This window comes from Pedobacter sp. UC225_61 (genome assembly GCF_044452285.1).
In the GTDB taxonomy this organism is placed as follows: Bacteria; Bacteroidota; Bacteroidia; order Sphingobacteriales; family Sphingobacteriaceae; genus Pedobacter.
The window spans coordinates 2042601-2068210 of record NZ_JBIOAL010000001.1; the positions used below are offsets into that span (position 1 = coordinate 2042601).

Annotated in this window: 25 protein-coding genes; 3 read left to right on the forward strand and 22 right to left on the reverse strand. The window is 30.8% G+C overall.

Features of this window, described 5'->3' with window-relative positions:
- Window positions 1-9: 9 nt before the first annotated feature.
- The 22 genes from ACHMWN_RS09480 to ACHMWN_RS09585 all read right to left on the reverse strand — a co-directional run bounded on the left by ACHMWN_RS09480 (window position 10) and on the right by ACHMWN_RS09585 (window position 22849).
- A complete protein-coding gene (locus ACHMWN_RS09480) occupies window positions 10-1023 on the reverse strand; it encodes a glycosyltransferase family 4 protein (protein ID WP_397300147.1) in 1014 nt (337 codons plus the stop codon).
- The gene (locus ACHMWN_RS09485) at window positions 1024-2043 is read right to left on the reverse strand and encodes a glycosyltransferase (RefSeq protein WP_397300149.1); all 1020 of its coding nucleotides are present in this window, start codon (window positions 2041-2043) and stop codon (window positions 1024-1026) included.
- The gene (locus ACHMWN_RS09490; RefSeq protein ID WP_397300150.1) at window positions 2021-3034 is read right to left on the reverse strand and encodes a hypothetical protein; all 1014 of its coding nucleotides are present in this window, start codon (window positions 3032-3034) and stop codon (window positions 2021-2023) included. Before ACHMWN_RS09490 ends, ACHMWN_RS09485 begins: the two co-directional genes overlap by 23 nt.
- Window positions 3031-3960 (reverse strand): glycosyltransferase family 2 protein, encoded by a 930-nt coding sequence (locus ACHMWN_RS09495; protein ID WP_397300153.1) that lies wholly within the window; start codon window positions 3958-3960, stop codon window positions 3031-3033. The genes ACHMWN_RS09490 and ACHMWN_RS09495 overlap by 4 nt, the downstream gene beginning before the upstream one ends.
- Entirely contained in the window at window positions 3961-4929 is a 969-nt protein-coding gene (locus tag ACHMWN_RS09500) for a hypothetical protein (RefSeq protein ID WP_397300156.1), read from the reverse strand.
- Window positions 4922-5776 carry a glycosyltransferase gene (locus ACHMWN_RS09505; protein WP_397300158.1) on the reverse strand — a complete coding sequence of 285 codons (855 nt, stop codon included), beginning with the start codon at window positions 5774-5776 and terminating at the stop codon, window positions 4922-4924. Before ACHMWN_RS09505 ends, ACHMWN_RS09500 begins: the two co-directional genes overlap by 8 nt.
- An 8-nt stretch (window positions 5777-5784) precedes the next feature.
- A complete protein-coding gene (locus ACHMWN_RS09510) occupies window positions 5785-6582 on the reverse strand; it encodes an FkbM family methyltransferase (RefSeq protein WP_397300160.1) in 798 nt (265 codons plus the stop codon).
- 8 nt (window positions 6583-6590) lie between these two features.
- Entirely contained in the window at window positions 6591-7565 is a 975-nt protein-coding gene (locus tag ACHMWN_RS09515; RefSeq protein ID WP_397300163.1) for a glycosyltransferase family 2 protein, read from the reverse strand.
- Complete coding sequence (locus ACHMWN_RS09520; protein ID WP_397300165.1) at window positions 7562-8542, reverse strand: acyltransferase family protein; 981 nt, start codon at window positions 8540-8542, stop codon at window positions 7562-7564. The genes ACHMWN_RS09515 and ACHMWN_RS09520 overlap by 4 nt, the downstream gene beginning before the upstream one ends.
- Entirely contained in the window at window positions 8526-9551 is a 1026-nt protein-coding gene (locus tag ACHMWN_RS09525; RefSeq protein WP_397300168.1) for a glycosyltransferase family 10 domain-containing protein, read from the reverse strand. The genes ACHMWN_RS09520 and ACHMWN_RS09525 overlap by 17 nt, the downstream gene beginning before the upstream one ends.
- Before the next feature lie 4 nt (window positions 9552-9555).
- Complete coding sequence (locus ACHMWN_RS09530) at window positions 9556-10734, reverse strand: glycosyltransferase (protein WP_397300171.1); 1179 nt, start codon at window positions 10732-10734, stop codon at window positions 9556-9558.
- A gap of 2 nt (window positions 10735-10736) precedes the next feature.
- A complete protein-coding gene (locus ACHMWN_RS09535; protein WP_397300172.1) occupies window positions 10737-11852 on the reverse strand; it encodes a DegT/DnrJ/EryC1/StrS family aminotransferase in 1116 nt (371 codons plus the stop codon).
- A 16-nt stretch (window positions 11853-11868) separates the two neighbouring features.
- The gene (locus tag ACHMWN_RS09540) at window positions 11869-12621 is read right to left on the reverse strand and encodes a class I SAM-dependent DNA methyltransferase (protein WP_397300175.1); all 753 of its coding nucleotides are present in this window, start codon (window positions 12619-12621) and stop codon (window positions 11869-11871) included.
- A 20-nt stretch (window positions 12622-12641) separates the two neighbouring features.
- Window positions 12642-13067, reverse strand: a complete 426-nt coding sequence (locus ACHMWN_RS09545; protein ID WP_397300177.1) for a hypothetical protein — start codon at window positions 13065-13067, stop codon at window positions 12642-12644.
- A complete protein-coding gene (locus ACHMWN_RS09550) occupies window positions 13051-13965 on the reverse strand; it encodes a glycosyltransferase family 2 protein (protein WP_397300179.1) in 915 nt (304 codons plus the stop codon). The genes ACHMWN_RS09545 and ACHMWN_RS09550 overlap by 17 nt, the downstream gene beginning before the upstream one ends.
- Window positions 13962-15179, reverse strand: a complete 1218-nt coding sequence (locus ACHMWN_RS09555) for an ABC transporter ATP-binding protein (RefSeq protein ID WP_397300181.1) — start codon at window positions 15177-15179, stop codon at window positions 13962-13964. Before ACHMWN_RS09555 ends, ACHMWN_RS09550 begins: the two co-directional genes overlap by 4 nt.
- A gap of 12 nt (window positions 15180-15191) precedes the next feature.
- A complete protein-coding gene (locus ACHMWN_RS09560; RefSeq protein ID WP_397300182.1) occupies window positions 15192-16049 on the reverse strand; it encodes an ABC transporter permease in 858 nt (285 codons plus the stop codon).
- Window positions 16050-17192, reverse strand: a complete 1143-nt coding sequence (locus ACHMWN_RS09565; protein WP_397300185.1) for a glycosyltransferase family 4 protein — start codon at window positions 17190-17192, stop codon at window positions 16050-16052.
- Window positions 17182-18972 (reverse strand): asparagine synthase (glutamine-hydrolyzing), encoded by a 1791-nt coding sequence (asnB, locus tag ACHMWN_RS09570; protein WP_397300188.1) that lies wholly within the window; start codon window positions 18970-18972, stop codon window positions 17182-17184. The genes ACHMWN_RS09565 and asnB overlap by 11 nt, the downstream gene beginning before the upstream one ends.
- 155 nt (window positions 18973-19127) lie before the next feature.
- Window positions 19128-19634 (reverse strand): UpxY family transcription antiterminator, encoded by a 507-nt coding sequence (locus ACHMWN_RS09575; RefSeq protein ID WP_397300191.1) that lies wholly within the window; start codon window positions 19632-19634, stop codon window positions 19128-19130.
- Window positions 19635-19655: 21 nt separating this feature from the next.
- Window positions 19656-22052: a GumC family protein gene (locus ACHMWN_RS09580; protein WP_397300194.1), complete on the reverse strand. Its 2397-nt coding sequence runs from the start codon at window positions 22050-22052 to the stop codon at window positions 19656-19658.
- Window positions 22052-22849 carry a polysaccharide biosynthesis/export family protein gene (locus ACHMWN_RS09585; protein ID WP_397300197.1) on the reverse strand — a complete coding sequence of 266 codons (798 nt, stop codon included), beginning with the start codon at window positions 22847-22849 and terminating at the stop codon, window positions 22052-22054. Before ACHMWN_RS09585 ends, ACHMWN_RS09580 begins: the two co-directional genes overlap by 1 nt.
- 220 nt (window positions 22850-23069) lie before the next feature.
- Between ACHMWN_RS09585 and ACHMWN_RS09590 the strand changes: the two genes are divergently transcribed.
- The 3 genes from ACHMWN_RS09590 to ACHMWN_RS09600 all read left to right on the forward strand — a co-directional run bounded on the left by ACHMWN_RS09590 (window position 23070) and on the right by ACHMWN_RS09600 (window position 25609).
- Window positions 23070-23450 (forward strand): hypothetical protein, encoded by a 381-nt coding sequence (locus ACHMWN_RS09590; RefSeq protein ID WP_397300200.1) that lies wholly within the window; start codon window positions 23070-23072, stop codon window positions 23448-23450.
- Between the two features lie 220 nt (window positions 23451-23670).
- The gene (locus ACHMWN_RS09595; RefSeq protein WP_397300203.1) at window positions 23671-24417 is read left to right on the forward strand and encodes a glycosyltransferase family 2 protein; all 747 of its coding nucleotides are present in this window, start codon (window positions 23671-23673) and stop codon (window positions 24415-24417) included.
- Between the two features lie 49 nt (window positions 24418-24466).
- Complete coding sequence (locus ACHMWN_RS09600) at window positions 24467-25609, forward strand: MraY family glycosyltransferase (RefSeq protein WP_397300205.1); 1143 nt, start codon at window positions 24467-24469, stop codon at window positions 25607-25609.
- Window position 25610 lies beyond the last annotated feature (1 nt).

The following is a 25610-nucleotide window of genomic DNA, read 5'->3' on the forward strand; positions in this document are numbered from 1 at the left end:
TTTTGTAAATTAATTTTTATTAATCCTTGCTTTATAGAGCTTTAGGTATTCTGAAACAATGCTATCACTACTAAATCTACGCATTGCTGTTTTCCAAACAGTTTCTCTGTTAATAGAAGCTAGTTTGCCAATTGCGATAACGATTTCATCCGTAGTAGCACAAACAAATCCCGTAACATTATCTTCCACTACTTCTGGAACAGATCCTCTCGAAAATCCAATTACTGGTGTACCGCAAGCCATAGCTTCTGCCATTACAATACCAAAAGGCTCATTCCATTGAATAGGCATTAAAAATGCTAATGCGTTACCTAATAAAGTGTTTTTTTCTATATCATTAACTGGGCCAATATATTCAATATCTCCTGAAAGAAAAGGTTTAACTTTCTCATTAAAATACTCTTCTCCATCAGGTGGAATATTACCGGCAATAATTAATTTTTTATTTGTTTTTTGGGCGATTTCAATCGCAATATGTGTTCCTTTAATGAATTCTATTCTACCTAAAAAAACTAAAGGAGCATCTTCCTTAAAATCAAATTTTGGATTATAAGTATGTATAGGAAAACCATTATAAACTGTTTCAGCAGCTGCGAAAGGCTTAATTTGATTAGAGATGTAATCACTACATCCTGTAAAACTTAATGTCTGTTTTTTGCTTAACAAAACTGCTTTTTTAATTTGCGATAAAGTTGGCTCCCGTTGATAAGACATTATTTTAGGAATACTTGAACTTAAAAATGGCAAAAGATTTATCAATCGACCAAAACTATGAATAACATCTGGTTTGAAACTCTTTAGTTTGTTTATGGTTAGTATATTATGTAGTGTTGCAAGCCTTGTGTTTTGATTTTTGTATTTGATTAAAGGTACATCTACTTTAGAATCCTCATGGGCAATTAAAATTACTTCATGCCCTCTTTCTTTAAGCCCAACAATTAAAAAATGTATAATACGCTCAATTCCACCATAATTTAAAGGGGGTATTGGAATAAATGGATCTGCAATTATTGCTATTTTCATTTATTTAAGTGAATTTTCATACAAATTCAGATAATTTAAAGCCATCGTTTTTGATGTGTACTTTTCCTCAAAATATGCTCTACAATTCTGCCGATCAATTAGATTGATTTTAAGGACAGCTTCAATTAAATCTTCTATCTTATCACCTATAAATCCATTAATGCCATTTTTTATATACTCAGGGAAACAGAATTTATTATAACTAATTACTGGACAGCCACATGCATTTGCCTCAATCATTGTTGTATTAAATGCCTCACTATCTTTTGTTGGAATAATTAATGCAAGTGCTTGATTTAACAATTCATTTTTTTGAACATCATCTACTTCACCAATAAATCTTATGTTTTTATCATCAACATACTTGCCTACATTTTCATTAAACCATTCTTTTTCATGTGGATAATCGCCAACTTTCCCTGCAATTATTAATTTTTTATTTGATTTTCGAGAGATTTCTATGGCGTCTACTAAGCCTTTTCCTGGACCAATGCGACAAATTATAACTAGAGGACTATCGTTGGTAATAGTTGAATGATCAAAAGAATATTTGGAAATAGGTAAGCCATTATTAACGTATTGCCAATTTCCTCCAAGTGATTCATATCTTTCTTGAATCCATTTTCCACATGGACTAAATGTTAAATTTCTTGGTTTCATCCGCTGAAAATTATGAAATCCACTTTCTAAATCAGCCATGTGAAATGTGTGTAATTTTCGCGTTTTGCTATATATTATGGGTGCAAAATATAATAATCGACCATGATTGTGAACAACATCGTATTTAATGCTAATTAAGTGTTTCCAAACCGTTTTTAGGGTTTTCTTCCTATCTAAATAAGTACCAATAGGGATGTGTTTTACTTGGTTAGTGAAAGTAGATTCATCATGTCCCATAAACGTAACATCATGCCCAAGCTGAACCAATTCGTCCATTAAATATTCTACAATCCTTTCTGAACCCCCAATGGTTTTGGCAGGAAGTGGAGTAACAGGATTAAGAATTTGAAGAATTTTCATTCGCTATATCGTTATAAATAGTCATATATTTTTGAGCACAAATTTCAAGTGTTAAATTCTCTAGAATGAAATTTCTTGGCATGAACTCTTTACGGTTTAATTTGGAAATAAAGTTGTCAAGTGCTAAAGGAAAATCAATAATTCCTTTAAATTTCATCCCGCATCTTTCATCCCAATAAGGAACGGAACTTACAGGCTCGAATTTTACTTTATCAGGGTAATATGATGGGTCTTGCCAATAACCACCTCTATCCCAAGCTAATATGGGTGTATTAGTCGAAAGTATTTGTTGATAGGCAATACCTTGAGACTCATGAGTACACAAGAAAATGACCGCTTTGCAAACTCTTAATTCATTTATTAAATCCGAAGGCTGATAACTACCATATTTTATATAATGATAACTCAGGTTTTTCTCATTTAATGTTTTAGTCAATGGCTCTAATAGATCATCTTGATATTTATTATTTTCCCAACGTATCTTATCATATATTAAAAAATCCACATTTAACTCATCATTTTTAATTTTATCCGACCATTTTTCGCTATCAATTCCTACTGGCCAGGCTTGTACTTTATCATGGTAATACGGTTCACACATAACTTGCATCCATGGGCCTGGTACAAGCATTTTCTTGACATTTGGATAGAGTTTAAAAAGATCTGGACAATCTATTGGATGAGAGAATACTCCAGCACCAAAAAGGATAGGGTTTTTAAACTTTTTCTCAAAAATTAGATGAGGTTTCCCAATCACCCCGATCAATTCATTCGGATGTTTTTTAGCATATTTATAATCATTAAAACGATAAGGTATTTTTAGTTTATCTAATCCATGCATTAATTCTAAAGCAACCATCATTACACCTCCAGGTCTTTGTTTTCCTCTTATTATCTTTCTAATAATTTTTCTTGGATAACGATCGTATTTAAACCAACGATCAGCTTCTGGTTCTTCGTAAAAAATATTTATTGGATTAGTATTGCTCATCTTGCTAATAACTTACGTCTTAAACCTAATAATATTTCGGTATTCTTAAACCCCATTTTTTTATACATAGATCCTAAAACTCCTTTTTGAGGAATTTTAAAAGAAGGATTTAATTCATATATCCAATTTACAACTTCATTTGCTTCATTAATATGATTTAAAGCAATCCAATGAGCTAAAGGCCATAAGACGTTACATGCTGCATTTTTTCTGTTTTTTGTAAGCTTCCCATCTAATTCTAAACGTGATAATATCTTTTTATAGATGTTTAAATGTTGCCAATTGGTAACTTGAGCCTTTAAACCTCTATAATTTGCTTGCATTTGATCAGTATGCTTTACCCAATAGCCGGCACAACCCGCTACGTATACTGTTTTTGGTTCAAGTAATCCATATTCTAAAAGAAACATTCTATCTTCTCTAAAAGCATAATCAGGTCTGCGAGGTACTTTTTTTACAAGCTCTATTTTAAATAGCATTCCTAAGAAATGACTGCCGTAGCTATTTCCAAGTTGCACAGTTAAAAAATCATCCCATGGAGTAATTTCTGGTGATTTAATGATTTCTTTTGTATCCTCCACGTATATATCTACACCAGAATATACTAAATCTGCAGCATGTTGCTCAGCCGCTATAAATTGTTTATCAATTATTCCTTCTACAAGAAAATCATCACTGTCTAAAAAACGAATATACTTTCCGCGGGCATTAGCTATGCCATTATTTATGGCATATGTTTGTCCTTGGTTAACTTGTTTAATTTTAACGATATTATCTTGTTTTTCTAACCATTCCCACGTTCCATCCGAACTGCCATCATCTACTACGATAATCTCGACGTCACAATTGGTGTTACGACAACTATCAATTGCTCTAGGAAGACACCACAATCGATTATAAGCAGGTATGATTATACTTACATCCATTTAAACTATTCTTTCAGATTTTACAATTTTTCTAGTACCAAAAACTAATCTATATACCGGTCTAAATAATTCTTTGAACCTAATTTTTATTCTTTCTGGCCATTCAATATTCAATTTGGCATAAGCTTTTGTTTGCCAATTTAACTTGTTTTTAAGTTTTTTATCCAAACGATAAATTTCTCTTTTATAAGGGTAATGTTGTGTATAATATCCTAAAAAATGAAATATTAAAGGCTCAACCTTTGTAAATGGATACCAAATTCGATGCAATGGATTTGGTGGTGGCGGATTTAATAACCATCTTTTACCTGCGATAATATCAATTTCATAACCACCTGGGCATGCTTGTGGGTCACTCATTATAGTTGCATCATCTGCAATAGGCTCCATTTGATATAGCTGCATCGCTAATGCCATTAATACTTCATCGTTTGGTCTATTTCTTAACCTTTTAAATCCGATTTTATCGTAATCTTTTTCTAGCTCACGGGCTTTAGCATATACTTTTGAGGCTGTTTCTCCTTTTTCAAGATAGTAAATTCCGCCATTAAATTTAGGGATGTGAGGAATATTAAACTGCTCGCAAATTTCTTTAATTTCTCCAAACCATTCTCCATCTGCAATGTAGCCGCCAACAACAGATACAGGTTTACCTTTAAATCTCTCAAATACACTGTCAAGATTTCCGAAGATTAAGCAATCACTATCAATAAATAAAGTTTGACCTTCAGGTGCAAGTTTATCGAGATGTAATTTTGGAGAAAACCCTTCGCCAAGTTCTCCTTTTTTTACCGTAATAATTTTCGAATATTTCAATACATCCCTTTCAACTAAGTCAGGCAAATCTGTCACAATATAAAAAGCGATGTCTGAATTTTCATTCCATAAATAGAATGAACGTGCTAAATGAATTGCTAAATCAACATACAGCTTTTTGCCAGTAGCGATGGTTAAAATATTTCTATTCATCCTTTAATACAGAATTTGAAGATCTAATTACTCTGAAACAGTATTCGTAAATTTTGTTATTATGTAACTGTAATTTAGAAAGCTTTAGGAACATTAATGAAAGTTTTCCAATCATTTTAAATCTGCGGAATAAAGACGGGGCAGGTATAGTTAGTAAATGGGTTTTTGCTTTGTTCTCTATAGAATCTGTCATGTGCCAACTTCTTGGCGTACTTTCAAGATATCCTTCGTGAGAAATATGCGACTGGTCTACTGGATCTAGAATTACACATTTTTTATTTTCTTCTGCAAATTTTTTGGATAGGAAATTTTCGAAACCATCTTCACCCAATTTACTTCCTGTAGGCGCTTTTTCTAATTTATTAAAAGCAGAGTGAAGGTATTCTGTGTTGCACAAACAAGGATTAGCAGAAAAACCAAAAGTCGTTTCATATAAATTGTTAGCTAATTTATTTTCTTTCTGTTCTGCACTTAAAGCACCACTTTTGCTAAGCACAATTTCAACCCAATCTTCATTATTTTTTATTGAATATAGTAGTTCTTCTACATCTAATTTTTTATGAAACTTCCAATCATCTTCTAACCAAAAAAAATAAGGTGTATTAATTTGCTTTAACGCATTTAATATATTTTTTACGTAACCACTTCTATTTACCTGTTGCACAACAACTGTTGGAGAAATCTCATCTATAATTTGAGCATTAACTTTGCCATCAATTGCTAGAATAATTTTATCAAATTTATAATCGCAGTTTTCTAAAAAAGATTTAAAAGTATTAAGCAAAAGATGTTCTCTGGATTCGCAAGTAAAAATGACAAGGCTAATTGAATTGTTGTAGTTAATCATTTTGAATTTTATTGAACATATTTTAGAGATTTATTTACTGCTAAAATATTTTGATACCTATAAATTTCATGAATAGAATTGTAAGTGCCCATTGCATATAGAGAGTCATTAGGCATTATCCTATACAAATCAAATTCTTTTAATATATGATAGAAGTCAAACATTGAACTTTTAGAGAACAAATTAAACTCATTAAACTCAAATTGAATTACATTTATTTTATTTCGATTTATCATCGAAACAGAACCTTTAAGCGCTTCCAATTCATGACCCTCAATATCTATTTTTAAAAAATCTATATTATCAATTTTCATATCACAATAATCATCTATAGTTATCATTGTGCTAGATATTTCTTGATCCATATTGCCGGCAAAAGTGAAAATATGCTCAATAGCTCCTTTATAGGATGTAGACATAGCGCCATCTTCGTCATTTGAACCTGTGAATAATGTTAAAATGCCCATTTTACTTCCAACAGCATAGTTTTCACAAGTTATATTTAGGTTTAAAACATTTGCTTTTAGCCTTGAATAATTTTCAATAACGGGTTCGAAACAATAAATCTCAGCTGTTTTAAATCTATCTCTTAGCATATGAGCATATTGGCCAATATTTGCACCAACATCAAATATTACAGTGGGTTCTTTACCCAAAATCTCAATTAATAAATTATCTATTATATGTTTTTCTCCAGATGAATAGGTATTATGTCCCACACCAATTTGGACATGTGCATGTGCTAAAAGATTAACTTTTAATAGTTTTAATATTTTTATAAGAAATCTTTCAACGATTTTTTTCATGTTAATATTTATCCAAAACGCCAATAATTTATAATTCTAACTAGCTTCCAACCTAAAAAATTACCTAAAAATGTACTAACAGGACCTGCCAAATATTTTATTTTTTTTAATCCCATTTCTTCAGCTTTGCTAACTGCTTTTTGGGAAATGCTTTTGAATTTTGGATAGGTTGCTGTGGCTATTTGTTGATAATGTAAAGCAAAAATTTTGTTGAGTAATTTTAAATCGAATTTATCTTTTAAATGTTCGTATTTTAAATTGGTAGCGTTTAACATGGATTCGAAACCATTGAAAGTTAACTGGGCAGAAAGATTGTCGTTTTTTATATGTTGCCGATAATAATTTAGTGCACCAGATGCATAACAAACACCTTTTGCTTTAAAGATTACTCTGCAGAAATATTCTCCATCATCGTCCATACTTAAATTTTCGTTCCACGGCCCAATGTTGTCTAGTATATATTTTGGACACAACCAAGAATGTATTGTTATCATTCCCCCATAGTTCGATCCGATAAATTCTCCAGCATATAATTTATGTGCAAAGTCTAAGTTATCACTGCAATAACCATCAGTCCAGTTTTTTATTGGCTCTTTTAAAAGTATATTTTCTCCATCATCAAAGTAAATGGTTGAACAAATACTCAAGTATCCTTCATTCTGTTCTAATAACTTAACTTGGAGTTCAATTTTTTCTGGATTTATTAAATCATCAGCATCTAAAAATTGAATGTAGTCTCCTTTTGCAATAGCTAAACCAGTATTTCTTGCAGCACTAGCACCTTTATTTTCTTGTTTTATTACAATGATATTTTCCGACTCGTATTTTTTAGCAATGTGATAAGAATTATCAGTTGATCCATCATCAACAATAATAATTTCTTTATTTGTCCAAGTTTGATTAATTACACACTCTATCGCTTCCGCCAAATGATTTTCTGCGTTATAGGATGGAATAATTATCGAAACGAGTGGTGATTTCATTTGTTTTTATAGGCTATTTTTTTGGATAATTTAATTGAAGGTTTTTCAATTAAAACGTAAAATATATAAGCGCAAATTATCGCAATTAATAGTTGACTTGTTAATGTCAAAAGCTCTAAATTTTTAGATATTGACAGTTTTTTATAAATACCAAGCAAATAAATGAGCACTAATGGATGGATGATGTATAAGGAATATGATATTTTGCCTAAAAAATCGAATACTTTTGCGATTTTCTTTACGAAAGAAACAAAAAGTACCACGCAAATTATGAGCAGCAGTACACCAATATTAAAATTTAAAAATATGCTTATTGCGGTGAATGCAATAACTATCAAATATTCTTTTTCTTTAGTTGAATGATAATGCATAGTTGCAATGCCCATAGCAAAAATAGGAGCGTAGGTGGTAACTAAATAACCAGAATTTGCAAATGGAATGAAAGAAGTTAATGAGAATAACAACAGAAAACCTATTCTATATTTGAGATTAGTATTTAGGAAATATAAACCTCCAATTAAAATATAAAATTGAAATTCAACGCATAACGTCCAAAAAACGTGATTGTAAAAACCAAAATTTGTGAACGGCACTATATAAAAAACATGAGCTAAAAATTGCGCTGGAATAAATGGAATGCTGTGCCCTTTAAACGATGGGATGGAGGTGAATAGCCAAAATGATAACAATGTTAAAATAATTGTTGTTAAATACGCTGGATCTATTCTGATTGATCGTTTTAATAAAAAATTAAAAAAATGTTTTGGGTGATAATTATTTTTTATCAACGCAAGACAAATTACATAACCGCTTACAAAAAAAAATACATGAACACCATATTGGCCATAATTTAAAACCTTAGATAAAGTTTTATAGGCTATTAAATTAGATCCATAATGACATAATACAACAGCTAATGCAGCAAAACCTCTTAGAAACTGAATGCTTTGAATAAATCCTTTATGATTTTCCTTCATTAAATATTTTTAACCATGTGTTTTTACTATATGAATTTAATGGAACTTGATTATTGTTTAACCAAGGTTCTTTCAAATAATTAATATATAAATCTTTGTTATTATCTATTTCGATAATTTTTTCGATTAATGGTTCGAAATTTAAGTTGTTATAATTTAAATACATCTTTAGTCTTCTACCATAAGATTTTAATTTCCTACTTAGATGATGTTGAGGTTTTCTAAATTCTTGAGGTCGAAAATCAACAAAGTTTTGTTGAGAAGATTCTTCTAAAGATCTGATGATTTTATTGTTTTTAATCCCAATATATTCATTAGCGTTTAAAAAGCTTTTTACATTGAAAATTTCATTCACATTTATATCTCCACTGTAAATAGGTAAGCTATTTACTTGCATAGCATCATATAGTTTTTCAGTTTGATAACCTGGATATGCATAGTTTTCAAATGCAATGGTAAACTTATATTTAGAAAGAAATTGGCGTTTTCTTTCCCATGTATTCCCTTTATACAAACTATCAATAGCGCCCATATTATTCATTGATTTGCCAGGAGCATCGACTTTTTTATATTTGGATAATTGCCTAAAAAACTCTTCTCTATATGGAACTTTGTTTGAATATAAGAAATTACAGAAGCTAGTTTTTTCACTAACAATACGATCAATATCATTATCTGTAAAATTTTTTATAAATAACTCAGGATTTACACCATGCCATTGAATTCTTTTATAATTAGGATTATTAATTTCCTTTTCCAGAGGGATACCAAATGCGTATTTGCAAGTAGTTAAATCTGGAGTCATATTTTCACAGAAATAGCCAATCCTTGTATAATTTCCTATTGGCGGAATATTATTGCCATAGGGGCCGAAAACGATGAAGTCTGGCTGATCAGATTCTTCAAAATCAAATTCATCTGTAATTTTATTGACTTCAAAAACCTCTTTTACGAAATCGTTGAATGACAATCCATTTTGAAATTTTATTTTAATAGATTTTTTTGACATTTTTTCAAACCAATAATGTTACCATTTCTTGTATTGCTTTTTTTGGATTTAATACTTCGTCGTAAAGTTTTTTAGCCTCTTTAGTGTAATTATCTTGATTAGCATTTAAAATTTTTCTGAGCGCTGTATTTATTTGCGAATATTCCTTTATCACTTCTCCAGCTAAATACTTATCAAATAATTCAGGATAAAAAGTGCTATTTGTTACAATAGTTGGAATGCCAAGCATCATTAAATTAGAAAATTTACCAGAAGCCAGCCCAATTTCTCCAATGTTTTTGCCTAATCCATTTTGAGGCTGAGCAGCATACAATGCAAACCCAACATCAAAGCATTTTAAAAATCCGAAATACTGATCATCATTTTCGAAAATATGGTGATATAATGTAACATTAACTCCCTTTTTCTGCAGTTCATTAAGTTCAAAATGTGCTTTATGGTTATCAGAAAACTCTTCAAAGCTATGAATCACAAGCCAAACTTCTGATGGCCAATCTTCTTTTAAAGCATCAATAAATAATTGAGCACCACTCCAAGCTTCCACACTTCCAGAATGTATAGCTAATTTATAGTGATCTGGTATGGAAAGCATCTTTTTTAATGACCTTACGTCTTTAGATAAATGTGATATATCTGAAGTTGTTGCAACAGGGATAAGGTGCCATTTAGTTTCTTCAGAAACATTATTCTCTGTTTTTAAAAGAGACATTCTCACTTTATCTTGTATTAAAATATCAGTTACCTGATGGGAATATTTTAGTTCTTTTTCTTTTAATTTTTTATCCCATGACGTATTGAGCTCATCTTGGAAATAGATTTCAAATGAAAAATATACTAGCGTTTTGCACTTTAAAATTTTGTTCAGCCTACCTGCTATAATTAATCCTACATGATCTTGACCAATTAATGTTTGTACCTTTTCTTGATATAAAAATTTTGCTAAAGAAACATAATCTGCTAGTGCTGAAATTATTTTTAAAGGATTTTTTGGCCATATGATTAGTGGATTTGGAATTTTATGCTTTTTAATTTTTGATAAATCATCAGGTAATTTTACATTCCCATCCGGACATATCAAATGAATTTCAACTCCTTGGTCAAGAAATTCTCTAAATACCGCAAGTACAGTATTATTTGTGAAAAGTGTTTTTGAATTTGTGAAATAAGCTATTTTTTTACTCATAGTTATCGCACACGTATTTTGTTTACAATTACCTCTAAATTTTCATCAGTCAATCCCAAGCCACTTGGTAAATAAAACCCGTTTCTTGCTAATTTTTCAGCAACCGGATAATTTTCGCCCTCAAATAAACCCATAGATTTAAAGACAGGTTGTTCATGTATACACCAAAAAAATGGACGAGTACCAATGTTGTTTTCGGTTAGATAATTCACCATTTCTTCCTTTTCTTTCTCAGTAGGGGCAACTAAACCAAATACCCAATAAATATTTTCTGCAAAATCAGTTTTAGCTAGAGGTAATTGATATCCTTTCTCTTTCAAAAAAGAAAGCTGATGTTGGTAGTTGGCGCCCATTTTCCGTTTGATACCAATAAAACCATCAATTTGCTCTAATTGCGCTAAACCTAAGGCTGCTTGCAAATTTGTCATTCTATAGTTCCAACCCAATTCATAATGCACAAATCGTGGTCCATTTGGTTCAAAACAAAGGTTTCGTAATTTTTTACATCTTTCAGCCAAGACTTTATCATTGGTCAATAACATTCCGCCTTCGCCAGTTGTAATATGTTTATTTGGATAAAAGCTAAAAATGCTTAAATCAGCCATGCTGCCACACATTTTACCTTTGTAAGTTTGGCCATGCATTTCTGCAGCATCTTCAATTACTTTTAAATTGTTTTTTTTTGCTAAAGCTAGTATTGGATCCATATCTACAGGTAAGCCATAAATATGTACAACTAATATTGCTTTTGTTCTGGCTGTAATTTTAGCTTCAATTTGAGTTGCATCCATGTTCCATGTCAACGGATCACTATCTACCAAAACAGGTAAAGCTCCTGCAGTTACAACAGATTGTGCAGGAGAAATAATGGTAAAAGCCGGCATGATAACTTCATCACCTTGTCCAATATTTAATGCTTTTATGGCGATATCTAAAGCTGCAGAGCCATTACTTACTGCAACACCATACTCACAGCCAATATAATTACTAAAACCTTCTTCAAACTTCGAAATAAATGGGCCTTCGCTAGAAATCCATCCAGTTTCTAAGCATTCTGTTACATATTTTAGTTCATTGCCATTAAGCAATGGGGTGTTTACAGGAATTGGTTGATGCATTTTAATTCGTTTGTGTTTAAATTTTCTTTAAAATATAACATACACCCCACGTATTTGTGGATGGAACTGAACCCGTTAAAAATTCTTCGGTGCTCAATAGTTTAAATCCAGTTCCATATGCTAATAACTCTATTTCTGGTCTGCTAAAATGACGCATTGGATGTTTTTCAGCTATTGTGTTTGTACTTTTATCACTAAGATTTGTAATTGCTATCTCGTAATTAACCTCAACAATATTTTTTTCTGAATAAATTACAGGATTTGCTTTTCGTATCACCTCAATGGTATTACTTTGTAGAATTTTAGTTCTTTTTTCTGGTATTTGATGATAAACTGCTGAACTATGCCAAACATCAAAAATGAATATTCCATCTTCGTTTAAATGCTGATGAACATTTTTAAAGGTTTGAATTAAACTTTCATTATCCGTTAAATAACTAATCACGTGAAATAAAGAAGTTGCAACATCGAAAGTTTGCTTTAAATTAAATTCGGTAATATCAGCAACTTCAAAACTTACATTCTCATTTTTTTGCTGATTAGCAATTGCTACCATTTCTTTGCTACGCTCTATACCCAAAATAGTATAACCTTTATCTGCTAATAAAAATGCGTGTTTGCCAGTTCCAGCACCCAACTCTAAAATGGTTTTACTTTTAGGGCGATAAATTTCTATCAATCTACTTACGTAATTTGTTTCTTGAACATAATTTTTGTCTTGATAAAGTAAATCATAATATTGACTATACAATTTAAAATTTTCGTTCATTTTCTAGAGGCAGTTATTCGTTATTTATAATTGATATTTTCTTGACGATGCTCAAAGCGCACTTTGTCTTCATCTCCACAATATGGTCCCTGTTTAATTTCTATCATTTCGGAATTTTCCAACATTTCAAAACCATGTCCACCAGCTGCTAATAAAATTACATCACCTTCCTCTACTATTTTACTTTCCAAATAATTTCGATCATCATCAAAAAAATCTACTCTCACTTTTCCTGATTTGATGTATAAAACTTCCTGTGTCAGTGTAACTTTTCGTTCCACCAAATTATGTACATGGGGATCAATCACATATCCTTTTGGTCTATTCATATAGCCCAATTGTTGAGAAAAATCTCCTGGAGTAAAAAATGAAATACCCTCTTTTTTATAATTAGCTCGAATTATAATAGCCAATTTCTGATCCTTAAACTTAACCTCTTCTACCATGATTACCTAAAATAAATTGTTTAATATGACTTAAATTTATTCTCAAGATGAAAATTGTTTTTTTTAAAAACTGATTCAAAGGAAACTTAAATCTATTAGTTCCTTTAGAGAAGAGGTAATAATTAAGCGATTTAAAATAGAATTTATACCCCTTCGAAAGAGCTTTAGCTCTAAAATAAACTATAGAGATATCTAAATAATGTTTTGATAATGTTTTACCTCCACAATTAATTAAAATATCTTCCTTATAATTCTCGAATAAAAAGTTAAATCCTTCTGCAAGTTTTAATAAATTTTTGGTCATGGAATCTGGAGCACCATGAATAACAGCAAGCTTTTTTGGTATAGCTTTAAAAGCATAATTTTTTGCAAGTCTAAAACAAAAGTCATCATCTTGACAAATAGTATATCTTTCATCAAACTTGCCTATAGCCAAAACCGCATCTTTTCTTGCTGTTATTGCTATCATAGCTGATAAATAGCCTTTATTTAATACATCAGCATACATTTTTTCACCTTCCAATAATGTTGATGGTACTTCATCACAAAATGTATATGCAAACCCTACAGCTGGATTTTTAAGATAAGTTAGATACATTTCATGTAAATATTCAGGTAACCATTCATCGTCACTGTCAAGAAATGCTAAATAGTCATATTTTGAAGCCGCAATTCCAGTATTTATCGCAGCATTTTGTCCGGAATTCTTTTCATGAATAATTAATTTAATCCTTTTATCTAAAATCAATTTAATCCTTTCAATACTTTTATCCGTTGAGCCATCATCTACAATAATAATTTCAAAATCTTGAAAAGATTGATTTAAAATGCTTTTTATAGATCTCTGGATAAGATCTTCTCTATTGTAACATGTTATAATACATGTAAATTTTATCATATTACTTGATTCCAAATAACTTTAGGAATTATTGGTCCATTTTCGTTTGCTGTTGTATGGACATCGTAAGTACCCATATCAATAATATCGATTGATAAGATATTTTCTTGTTCAAAATAATCTGAGCTTCCGTCCCCAAACCACACTGATAAATTATAAGTTCCAGCTAATAATTTTGGCTCATGGATATCGGCAATAATTTGACCAGATGAAGATTTAATTATTTGTTTACTAGGTATTTGTAGCTTTGGATTTGTGCCAAAGAGTTTATTGTTGTAAGAATCACTTATGGTAAATCCAAGAAATGGGGTGTTGAAATTTTCGCAATTTTTATAATGGCAATGGATTCGAATGAAATTATCTATTTGCTCAATTTTAAGAAAGCTTAAGTAATTGTTATTTAAATGTATCTCTTGTAGTTTATCATCACTTGAAGAATACTGATCAATTATTTTACTTGTGACATCATATCCAGCTATATTTCCATGATGGAGTAAAATGGATCTATTACAGAGTTTGTTTATAGACTGCATGTTATGACTAACAAATAAAACAGTTCTTCCTTCGCCTTTGCTCACTTCATTCATTTTACCCAAACATTTCTTTTGGAATTCTGCATCACCCACAGCTAATACTTCATCTACGATTAAAATTTCACTTTCTAAGTGGGCTGCAACCGCAAATGCTAAACGTACATACATGCCAGAACTGTATCTTTTTACTGGCGTATCTAAGTAGCGTTGTATACTCGCAAATTCTACAATTTCATCTAATTTTCGGGCGATTTCTTTTTTACGCATGCCTAAAATCGCACCATTTAAAAAAATGTTTTCCCTTCCACTTAATTCTGGGTGAAAACCTGTTCCAACTTCTAATAGACTTGCAATTCGGCCATGCCCAGTAATTTTGCCAGTAGTAGGGGAGGTGATTTTGCTTAAGATTTTTAGCAGTGTACTTTTACCAGCACCATTTCTTCCAATAATTCCAACTGCATCTCCTTGTTCAATTTCGAAATTTATATCCCTTAAGCTCCAAACAATATCGCTTGTACTTTTAGAGGTTTGATTATTATCCTCACCAATACGCAAAAATGGATCTTCTTTTTTTCGTATTCGAGCATACCAGCGCTCTAGATCACGGCTAATTGTTCCAGTACCTATTTGGCCTAATTGATATGCTTTACTCAAGTTTTCTACTTTTATCGCTATTGACATCTTTTAATATGCTTAAACCGTGTCTACAAAATTTTTCTCTACCTTATTAAAAACAATTACCCCTATTATAAGTATAATTAAAGTTATAGTGGAAGTATATCCTAGATAGCTCCAACTAAATTCTCCTTTGCCTAAAAAACCAAATCTAAATACTTCAATAAGGGTTGTCATTGGATTATATTTTATTAACCAACTATATTTAGGGTATTTCTCAACTGCAGTAGATAATGGATAAATTACTGCAGTTGCATACATCAATAGTTGTACGCCAAAACCAACTAAAAAGGAGAGATCACGATATTTTGTAGTCAAGGCAGAAATAATCATACCAGCCCCCAATCCTAGTAGTGCCATTAACGTAATTACCAATGGGAATAATAAAATTGCCCAACTAGGTTGAAAATCTGCCCCTTTATATAAATAGTAGTACATTATAAAAAATAGAAACAAGATCATTTGCACTCCGAAACGAACTAAATTACTTACCACAATGCTGAGTGGCATAATTAATCTTGGAAAATAAACCTTACCAAAAATTGCTGCATTATCTTTAAATACCGTCGATGTTTTAGTTAAACAATCAGCAAAATAATTCCAGGCAGTAATTCCAGCCATGTAAAAGAGAGGTTTTGGCAATCCGTCTGTTGATATCCCTGCAAGATTTCCAAAAATAAAAGTGAAAATAATGGTGGTAAATAATGGCTGTATAAAAAACCAAAGCGGGCCTAGAATAGTTTGCTTATAAAAAGAAACAAAATCTCTTCTTACCAATAGGCCTAATAAATCTCTGTAAGCCCAAACTTCTTTTAATTTTAAGTCAAAAAGATGAGTTGAAGGAGCTATTTTCCAGGTTTCTTGTTGTTTATTCATTTATAAAAACATAAGATAACTTGTGCCATGAACAATTAAATTTTTAATGCTTTCGCGATATTTTTCATAACTAAAAGCTTGTAAGACGTTTTTCTGCAAAGTAATTTTTTCTTCGTGATTTAAAGGAGCTTCCAAAAGCTCATCTAAGGTCTTTTCAATTTCATTGGAATCATCAGGATTAACTAACTTACCTAATTCTCCATTTTTTAGTGCATCCACACTTCCATCTTTATTGCCAGCTACAACATATAAACCACTTGCCATTGCTTCAATAAATACAATTCCAAATCCTTCTTTTTTACTTGGCATCACAAAAATATCCGAAAGCAAGAAATGATCAGTAATTTCAGCTTCATCTATAAAACCAATTAATTTAATATGACTGGCTATTTGATGTTTGGCTATTAATTTCTCCAATCTTGATTTCTCCTCTTCATCAGATTTACCAGCTATTAAGTATACTACTTCTGGATATTTTTTAATTAATTCAGGTAAAATAGAAATGGTATTATCGTATCCTTTATATTTTTCCGATGATACAACTCTAGAAAGCGACATTAATATTTTTTGATTTGCATTAAGACCATATCTTTCTAGTAATGGTTTAGGTTTGCTAAAATTTTCTGGGAAGAAGTAGAAAGGATCAATACAGTTATTAAGTATTTCCATTTTTTCGGCTCTAATGCCATGTATGCTTTTTATCTTTTCTGCCGTAAAATGACTAACAGCAATAATTTTATCTAACCTTTTAAGTGCTTTCAGTTTAGGTTCTGGCAATTTTCTCCAAATTTCTATCCCATGAGCAAGTAAATAAACTTTAGTTTTTGGACTAAATCTTTTTATTAAATAACCAACTGATAATAAGTTAATGTGACTTAAAATAATAACATCAGACCTTATTCCCTTGATTAAAGATTTAATTACAAAATATTTTCTATGTTCATTAAAAGCATGATATTGTTGTTTTTTTAAATATCTAAAATCCCTGTCAAAGTATTTATCATACATAGAATAAACTGTAGGCTCTACAACATTTTCTTCTCCAAGATCATATAATGAACGGCAAATAGAACGGCAAACTTTTTCAATTCCGCCCGTAAAACCGAAAACCTTTAAGGTTAAAAAAAGAACTTTAGGAGGCATGGAATACTTTATAAAGTGCAAAAGCAGAAGACCAATGCAACTTATTGTTATTAAATGATGCGATTAATTTTTTGGCTTTTTTATTTTGATAAAGATCGGGTGATGAGATCTCTTTGTTTTTTACCATCCATTCTTGAAATGGGAAAGTAAATCCCATTTTTGAGCGGTTCAAAATTTGTTCAGGAAGATCCTCTTTATAAGCCTCAATCAGTAATCGCTTTTTCTGATATACTCCAAATTTTATCGAAGGATGTATTGAAGTTACCAGATTTACAAAATTTACATCTAAAAATGGAACTCTTACTTCTACACCATGGCTCATACTCATGAAGTCAGTGTCTTTTAACAATTGGTTTTGCATGTACATATTAATCTCAAACCAACTTGCTCGTTCTTCATCATTTAAATAGCGAATGGTATCATTCAAAGGAATATTTTGCAAACAATTAATAACTGTTTGCACATCTATTTCTAATAATTTAGCTATAATATCTGGAGTGTATAAACCTCTTAAACACAAATATTCACCAACTGGCGATTGAAAACTTAAATAATATAGTCTGTTTAATTTGGTGTTTTGTAAAAAGCGAGCAGATTTAATTAATTCTTTACTTATTCGACCTAAATTTTGAATTTTCCTAATACGATCAAATGAAGGATACCCACCAAATAATTCATCGGCACCTAATCCAGAAAGCACCGATTTTAAACCATTTTCTTTTGCGCACTTACAAACAAACCACGTGTTAATACCATCCGTAGTTGGCTGATCCATGTTTTTTAATACGGTATCAAAATTATACACAAAATCCCTATAGGTAATTAAGTGTTCTTGATGACCTGCCTCAACTCGTTCAGAAATGATTTGTCGATAATTACTTTCAGAAAAGTCTATTTCATTGAAATTAGCAGATATTGAAGTTAAATTTCCTTTAGCATACATATCAGCAAGTAAAGTGATGATGCTAGAATCAAGTCCGCCGCTAAATAAAACTCCTATACTTGCATCAGAAATAAGTTGAAGTTTAACCGCTTTATTTAATTCTTCTTTAATTCTGATAATGGCTTCTCCTTCATCAATTATTTGAATAGCTGTGGTAAATTGAAAATAAGACTCAATTTTAAAGGAACCATCACTTAGTTTATATTTTAAAAAACTACCTTTTGGTAAACTATATACATTTTTTAGAGTAGTAAATGGCTCAGGAATGTGCCCAAAAGCTAAATAATATATTTTCCAGTTTTCATTTGGCTGTTGGATTACACCAGAGTGTTCAAATGCTTTTACTTCCGATGCAAATATTAAATTATAACCATCTCGGCTATAATACAGGGGTTTCACGCCACTTTGGTCCCTTACTAAATAACAGCAATTCTTTATTTTATCATGTAAACAGAAAGCAAAAATTCCATTTAACTTTTCAAACGAGATTTCTCCCCAAAATTGATAAGCTTTAATAATTACCTCTGTATCTGAATCCGTTTTAAAGTTAAAACCTTCCTGAATTAGTTGTGCTCTTAGAACTTTAAAATTATAGATTTCTCCGTTATAAGCAATTACAATTTGCTCATCATCACTAAACATAGGTTGATGTCCTGCTGCACTTAAATCTAAGATAGAAAGCCGTCTATTCCCTAGGCTTACTTTTTTATCTGTATCAACTACAACCCCAAAATCATCTGGACCACCATGCGCCATACTATCGCACATTAAGGTTACTTGATGCTTTAATTGTTCAGAAGAAAAATTTGGAGCAATGATGCCAGCAATTCTGCACATGTATTAACTATTAGTAAAATTAATAAAGAAGTAAACTTAATTTATTAATAATGCGTGTTTTTTAAGTAAGTAATTGATAAAATACAATGCTAATCAAGCACAGCTTCGCCCTCTCAATCACATTAAAATTCTGTAACTGCTTGCTATTATGTTGGTTATGTTATTGGCTCAATAAAAGCCATAGAAGTATTAATTAAGATAGAATAACCTATATCCTGTAATCTTAAAACTATACTTTTTTTGCTTTTTAAAGATACTAATTCTGCTATAATTCCTTTAAATGGGCCAGCTTTAATTAAAACTTTTTCTCCTAACGAAATATCATATTCAATTACTTCAAGATCCATTGCATTAGCTAATAATAATTTTAAATCTGCAAGTTGCTTATCAGGAATCGAAGCAATTTTCCCAGAAAAATAAATAAATCGACTAACGCCATAAGTCATTAATACCTCAGCATATTCTTTAGTTGAGATATAAACAAAAAGATAGGATTTCAATAAAGGCTCTTCAACAATTTTCTTTCGATCACTCCATTGTTTCAACACCTTTTTTAAAGGTAAATAAGAGATGATGTTTTTTTTGGCTAATGCTTCTTGTGTTGTTTTCTCAGCCCTAGAACGTGTGTAAAGAGGGTACCATTTGTAACTATTGTCTATCATATTTGGCATCCATCACGTACATTATTTCTTCTTCCAAAATTCCCACCATTTTTTTGGGTCCTCTTCATAATATCCAGAACCAGCATATCCAGAATAATCAGAATAATAATAGGTGCTATTTCCACCACCTCTTGCATAGTCGGTCGTGTAGTAATTAGAATGGAGTGCATCATCGCCAAATGCATTTAAAACGATTGCTAAGTTGCTTAATCCATACTCACGAGATAACCTTTCAGGTATGGCCGCAGCTCTAAACTGGGATTTTCCAGAACGAATTACAAACAAGTTTACATCAGATTGCCTAATTAGTGGAATAGCATCTGAGACCAAACCAACAGGTGCAGTATCTACCAATACATAGTCATATTGAGGAGCTAATATTTCTAGCAATTTCTTCATAGATTCAGTATGTAGCAACTCTGATGGGTTAGGAGGTACTGGGCCAGATGGGATAAAATCTATCCCGTGGACATCATCATGAATAATAACTTCTTCTAACGTTTTTTGTCCAATTAAGTAAGAGCTCAAACCAACTTTATTATCACTACCAAAAACTTTATGAAGTTTTGATTTACGTAAATCCGCAGCAATTAAAATAACTTTTTTATCAATTAAAGCTAATGTGCCAGCTAAATTAACTGTTACAAATGATTTACCTTCTCCAGAAACCTCGGATGTAATACAAATTGTTTTGCTTTTTTTGTTACTCGCTAAAAAACTAAGATTTGTCCGAACAGAACGTACAGATTCAGCAAAAACTGATTTTGGTTTTGAGATAGAAAGCGCTTGTCTGTTGTCCTTATCAATATATTCTGGGAATTTTCTAATTACCCCAATAATAGGCGTATTCGTTAAAGCTTCAACAGTTTCTTTATCATAAATGTAAGGATTTAAGAAACGTACCAGTAAAATAAGACCAAAACCACATGCTAATCCTATCATCGCGGCAAAAGAATATATTTTATTTTTTACAGGAGAGATTGGCACATTATCTGGAAATGCCTTGTTTACAATCGCAGCACCTGCAACAATTGCGGCTGCATTTAATTCAGATTCTAATTTTTTCTCTGATAAGTAAGTTAAAACTTTATTGTTTACATCAAAATTAGATTGAAATTGTACAAAATCCTTTTCTTTACCTGGTATTTGACTTATACTTTGATTAACTAAAGCAATCTGATTGTCGAAATAACGCATCAATTTAAGATTGCGCTCTTTTAGAGATCTAATATTATTCTTAATGGCAATCTTAACGTCTGAAATCTGTTTGTCAAGTTCTTGAATTGGTTCTGAATTTGGTCTAAATTGAGTTAGTTTTTGTTCTCTTGTACTAATTAATGCATTTAACTGACCAATTAAGCCACTTAGTAAGCCACTTATGTTCCCTTCTAAATCAAAATTAATTTTTATTTTGTCTCTATTATTATTGATTTGATTTTCTAATTCATTTATTCCAATCAATTCTATATTTACTTCAGATTTTTGTGTTTCCAATGCACTAAGCTTACTGGCATTCAATTGACTGCTAGCACTTAAATCAACCATTTTGTTTTTTATTTTGTAGTTGGCTAAGTTGGAACCTGCTGTGTCTGCTTTTTTATTTAAAAAGCCTAACTGGCTTTCAATAAATTCTATTGTCTGCTCTGCTGATCTTCGTTTTTCAATGATATCATAAGCAACATATTCCTTCATAATAGAGTTCAAAATATCTGCTGCAAAAACAGGATTAGAATCTGTTTGTGTTAATAACATGATATTAGTAAAATTACCCATCTCACTAATGGAAATACCACTAGCTCTACCTATAAAATCCTCTTTTGAGTTAAATTTAAAACTATAAGAACCAGAAGGAATCTGACTTTTAATTCGGAATATCATATTGCCCATTTTTAAGGTATCTCCATAGTGATACTCCTTTTTAGGGCCATTATTTTCTGAAATTAACGTAAATGTTCTAGGATTAACAGCCTCTACTTGATATAAAAACCGACTAAAATCAACTGAATCCTGTTTAATAATTTCTATTTCAAATGGTTTTCTTGGGTATAATTCAGTAGTTCTAATCGTACCTTTTATATAATAAGATATTTTATAATCGAGATTAGATATTGCATTTAAAATAACATCATTACTTTTAATAACAACGCCTTCTGCTTGTATTCTGTCTGTATAATTATATGCCTGAGAAGGATCACCTCCCATTGTATTTATTGTAGGATTTCTTTCTTGTAATTTTAATGAGGCACTAGTCTGATACATCGGTGGTGTATACAGTATATTTATTCGGGCAATTATTAATGCAATAATTACACAACCTGCAATCCAATACCAGCGACTAAAAAAAACTTTAAATATTTTATAGAAGTCTATATCCTGTCTAACGGATTTAGTGTGTTGTAAAATTTCTGGATTGTTCATTAACGGGTAAATGTAAATATTAATACGCCTAAATTAATTACAACAAGTAATGGTTGTATGATATTATTAAAGCTCTGCAATTTTTCGCCAAGCACACTACTTTTAGTAGGTTGTAAAACAATTATATCATTGTTTTGCAAAATTAATTTCTTGCTAGCTAAGCTATTAATGTCATTTAAGTTCACGTAAATAATTTCTGGATTGCTTCTGTCCCCACGAATAATTTTTAAAGTTTTAGGGTCAGCAGTTTTAGTAATGCCGCCAGCTTCACCTAAAATATCTATTAATGTTGTATTGTCTCTTTCTAATAAAAAGTTGCCTTGCTTAATAAATTCACCTAACAATGTAACCTTAACATTCACAATTGTCACTTCTATAATTGGATCAACTAATTGCTTTTCCTCATAAATTGCTTGTAATTTGGCAGTAGCTTCTTTTCGAGTTAAACCAGCAATGGCAATTTTTCCAATAGCGGGAAGATTTACTTTTCCATCATTGTCAACAGGATAAGAAGTAACCGTTGCTAAACTTCCGCCAGAAGAAGAACCAACTGCACTTGTAGAACCAAACTCTTTGTTTTGAACATTTCTAACGGCCAAAATGTCGTTTACTTTGATTTTATAATACATATCGCCAAGTCCTTGATCATTTACTACGTAAACTTGCTTTATGGTGTCGGTCACTATATCAGTAGATGCATTAAAAAGAGTTTTTTCTTTACGAGCAGCACAAGATGATAAAAGTAAGACTGCAGTGAAGATTAGGAGTAAATTTCTTAGAAGATTGACTTTGTGCATAGTATGGTATTTCTTGTAGAATTATATCGTTTATATAAAATGATAAAACTATAAATACAGCTTAAAGATGCTGAAAAAATATGGAAATAAGAAAAATGTGGTTTTAACTTTTACTAAATAAAGTTTCTGAAATTATTTTAATTCACTTTATATATTTCTTTAAACGAAATAATATTTCGGCTTAAAACTTGCCTAAATTAAAGTATAATTCGTCCCTTTCATGAATAAATTTAAAATTATTGTCACTCTTGGTATTTTGTTTTTTATAAATAATAATAATGCCAATGCAGCTAATGGTTGCATATATGCATCTTCAGGAAACTTATATATTACCCCCACTACTTCTTATAATAGCTTGCCAACTTATGTTTATAATGGTGCGTCCGATAGAGTTACTAGCCCAAATTCGGTCTATTGTGTTCAGGCAATTTCAACAAATGGTTGCTATATTAAACAAAATTCAACATATAGTTTAGGGAATTACGTAAGTTATGGTCCACTACCTTGCTCAGTTGATGATTATATTTGGGTTTTGATTAGTGCGGTAATGAGTTGTTGTTATTATTTTCTTTATAAGAGAAATATTATAACTTTTAGTTAAATCTATTTTTTAAATATTTTATTAATGAGTAGAATTGGGTATAAATGTGGATTTAATTTCTCATTAATCCCTTTAAATTGCATTATTTATGTTTAACTTAAATGTTTTTGTATGAAACTAAATTACATTCTTAAAAAAAAGAAAGCTCATTTCAGTTAAAATAAAAGGTACTAGATTAAAGCAAATATTCCTTAAAATTATTTATTTAGAAATTCTGTCATTGAAAGTAAGTTTAATCACTGTAGTATATAACGGAGAAAAATACATAGAAGATTGTGTTAAATCTGTTATTTGTCAAACATATAAGGATATTGAATATATTGTAATTGACGGTGGGTCTACAGATTCTACTTTGTCAATACTTGAAAAATACAAACAGAATATTAATTGTTTTATTTCTGAAAAAGATAAGGGGATGTACGATGCCTTAAATAAAGGTATTAATAAAGCAACTGGAGATATAATAGGTATACTCAATGCTGATGATATGCTTGCGGCTGATGATGTGATTTTGAAAATTGTAACTTGTTTTAAAAACAATAACTCAGATGCAGTTTATGGAAATTTGAACTATATCAATCCGGAAGATGCAAATCAAATTATAAGAAAATGGGTTTCAAAGCAATTTACAAAAAGAGATATTGAATTAGGTTGGATGCCCGCACACCCAACTCTATATCTAAAAAAAGAATTATTTGATCGTTTGGGTAATTATTCTCTAAATTTTGGAACAGCTGCAGATTATGAATTAATGCTTAGATATTTATATCATTATCAAATTAATGCAGTATTTCTTGATCATTTAATTGTTAATATGAGAACAGGTGGTATGAGTAATGCTTCTTTTAAACACCGCTATCATGCGTTCATTAATGACTACAAGGCAATAAAGGCAAATAATATATCATTTCCTTTACTAACTATTGCTGCAAAAAAAATAAGTAAGATTAAGCAGTATTTACATTAAATTAATTAAATTAACTTTCTGTAAACATATAATAAGTATTTTTGGGTACATGACAAATCAATTTATTGTGGATTTTTTACAAGGGAATTTAATATACTATATCTCAATTGTTGGTTTAGCATTTCTATTATCGATAGCTGGCATTCCTTCTATAATTTTTACAGCCATAAAATATCGTTTGTTCGATAACTCAGATGGACATCGAAAAGCTCATCGTATCCATATTTCCAGATTGGGAGGAGTAGCTATTTTTTGCAGTTTTACAATAACTATACTACTATTTGCTACTACTGTAAATTATCAACAAGCTAATTTTTTAATCACTTCCTGTATTATTTTATTTGGCTTAGGACTTAAAGACGATTTATACGGCGTTGGCCCTAGCACTAAATTTCTTCTTCAATTAATTGTTGCAATAATTTTAGTTGTTTTAGGAGGATTTAAGCTAACAAGCTTATATGGTGTTTTTTATGTGTGGGAGGTAAATGTAATTTGGGGTGGATTGTTTTCCGTGATTGTAATTATTTTTGTAAATAATGCATTTAATTTAATAGACGGCGTAGATGGTCTGGCCGGAACTTTAGGGGCAATTGCTACATTGAGTTTTGGAATATTTTTCTCGATAGCTAATGCTTTGCCATATGCATTTATTGCCTTTGCAATGTTTGGAGCTGTTGCAGGTTTTTTAATATTTAATTACTCTCCAGCCAAGATCTTTATGGGTGATACGGGTGCATTAATTATAGGCCTTGTTTGTGTAATTTTAGCCATTAAATTTATAGAACTTAATAAAATCGGTTCCTTACCTAAACCATATTTTTATTCTGCACCGTCAATTGCAGTTGCAGTTCTATTGGTTCCAATTTTCGATTCACTGAGGATATTTATCATTCGCATTCTACATAAAAGTTCTCCATTTAAAGGCGATCGCAACCACATTCATCATCGGTTACAGCGTTTAGGCTTTAAATCCAATAAAATAGTAATGATTTTAGGTGGTTTTAATGTTGCGATGATTTTCTTTGCAGTTGAATTACAACGAGTTGGAAATTTCACTCTAATTACCTTATTAATATCAATTTGCATTGTTATGAATGCTGCTATAACTTATGCTATTGGTAAAAAGACCAATAAAAAGTATAAATTAATTGATGTCATTTTTAAAGATACTTTTAAGCCCTCTACTTATTAAT

Coding starts and splice junctions, on each gene's coding strand:
- ACHMWN_RS09515 (WP_397300163.1), bottom strand. CDS start 7,565: ATGAAATCACCACTCGTTTCGATAATTATTCCATCCTATAACGCAGAA.
- ACHMWN_RS09580 (WP_397300194.1), bottom strand. CDS start 22,052: ATGAACAATCCAGAAATTTTACAACACACTAAATCCGTTAGACAGGAT.
- ACHMWN_RS09540 (WP_397300175.1), bottom strand. CDS start 12,621: ATGAACGAAAATTTTAAATTGTATAGTCAATATTATGATTTACTTTAT.
- ACHMWN_RS09575 (WP_397300191.1), bottom strand. CDS start 19,634: ATGATAGACAATAGTTACAAATGGTACCCTCTTTACACACGTTCTAGG.
- ACHMWN_RS09490 (WP_397300150.1), bottom strand. CDS start 3,034: ATGAGCAATACTAATCCAATAAATATTTTTTACGAAGAACCAGAAGCT.
- ACHMWN_RS09530 (WP_397300171.1), bottom strand. CDS start 10,734: ATGAGTAAAAAAATAGCTTATTTCACAAATTCAAAAACACTTTTCACA.
- ACHMWN_RS09535 (WP_397300172.1), bottom strand. CDS start 11,852: ATGCATCAACCAATTCCTGTAAACACCCCATTGCTTAATGGCAATGAA.
- asnB (WP_397300188.1), bottom strand. CDS start 18,972: ATGTGCAGAATTGCTGGCATCATTGCTCCAAATTTTTCTTCTGAACAA.
- ACHMWN_RS09480 (WP_397300147.1), bottom strand. CDS start 1,023: ATGAAAATAGCAATAATTGCAGATCCATTTATTCCAATACCCCCTTTA.
- ACHMWN_RS09495 (WP_397300153.1), bottom strand. CDS start 3,960: ATGGATGTAAGTATAATCATACCTGCTTATAATCGATTGTGGTGTCTT.
- ACHMWN_RS09505 (WP_397300158.1), bottom strand. CDS start 5,776: ATGATTAACTACAACAATTCAATTAGCCTTGTCATTTTTACTTGCGAA.
- ACHMWN_RS09485 (WP_397300149.1), bottom strand. CDS start 2,043: ATGAAAATTCTTCAAATTCTTAATCCTGTTACTCCACTTCCTGCCAAA.
- ACHMWN_RS09510 (WP_397300160.1), bottom strand. CDS start 6,582: ATGAAAAAAATCGTTGAAAGATTTCTTATAAAAATATTAAAACTATTA.
- ACHMWN_RS09585 (WP_397300197.1), bottom strand. CDS start 22,849: ATGCACAAAGTCAATCTTCTAAGAAATTTACTCCTAATCTTCACTGCA.
- ACHMWN_RS09500 (WP_397300156.1), bottom strand. CDS start 4,929: ATGAATAGAAATATTTTAACCATCGCTACTGGCAAAAAGCTGTATGTT.
- ACHMWN_RS09525 (WP_397300168.1), bottom strand. CDS start 9,551: ATGTCAAAAAAATCTATTAAAATAAAATTTCAAAATGGATTGTCATTC.
- ACHMWN_RS09520 (WP_397300165.1), bottom strand. CDS start 8,542: ATGAAGGAAAATCATAAAGGATTTATTCAAAGCATTCAGTTTCTAAGA.
- ACHMWN_RS09560 (WP_397300182.1), bottom strand. CDS start 16,049: ATGAATAAACAACAAGAAACCTGGAAAATAGCTCCTTCAACTCATCTT.
- ACHMWN_RS09550 (WP_397300179.1), bottom strand. CDS start 13,965: ATGATAAAATTTACATGTATTATAACATGTTACAATAGAGAAGATCTT.
- ACHMWN_RS09565 (WP_397300185.1), bottom strand. CDS start 17,192: ATGCCTCCTAAAGTTCTTTTTTTAACCTTAAAGGTTTTCGGTTTTACG.
- ACHMWN_RS09555 (WP_397300181.1), bottom strand. CDS start 15,179: ATGTCAATAGCGATAAAAGTAGAAAACTTGAGTAAAGCATATCAATTA.
- ACHMWN_RS09600 (WP_397300205.1), top strand. CDS start 24,467: ATGACAAATCAATTTATTGTGGATTTTTTACAAGGGAATTTAATATAC.
- ACHMWN_RS09590 (WP_397300200.1), top strand. CDS start 23,070: ATGAATAAATTTAAAATTATTGTCACTCTTGGTATTTTGTTTTTTATA.
- ACHMWN_RS09545 (WP_397300177.1), bottom strand. CDS start 13,067: ATGGTAGAAGAGGTTAAGTTTAAGGATCAGAAATTGGCTATTATAATT.